Source organism: Vibrio marinisediminis (assembly GCF_014050145.1).
In the GTDB taxonomy this organism is placed as follows: Bacteria; Pseudomonadota; Gammaproteobacteria; order Enterobacterales; family Vibrionaceae; genus Vibrio; species Vibrio marinisediminis.
Window position 1 is genome coordinate 1 of record NZ_JACFYF010000187.1, and the last position, 290, is coordinate 290.

At 72.8% G+C, this 290-nt stretch carries 1 protein-coding gene; it reads right to left on the minus strand.

What is annotated here, in order from left to right:
- Position 1: 1 nt before the first annotated feature.
- The coding region (locus tag H2O73_RS23865) for a Holliday junction DNA helicase RuvB C-terminal domain-containing protein (protein WP_281364271.1) at positions 2-290 on the minus strand (289 nt) is incomplete at its 5' end.

The window sequence follows — 290 nt, forward strand, 5'->3', positions numbered from 1 at the left end:
CTCAAATCTCCGTCGGCGGCCCTTCCGCGGGGGGACCTTCGAACAGATCGCTCTGCGGTGCGCCGCCAGGTGCCCGGGGCGGCTCCAGTCCCAGATGCGCCCAGGCCTTGCGCGCCAGCATCCGGCCCCGCGGCGTGCGCTGCAGGAACCCCTGCTGCAACAGGTAGGGCTCGATCACCTCCTCGACCGCGTCGCGCGCCTCCGACAGCGCCGCCGAGATCGTCTCGATCCCCACCGGGCCGCCGCCGTAATTGTCCGCCAGCAGGCTCAGGTAGCGCCGGTCCCCCCCA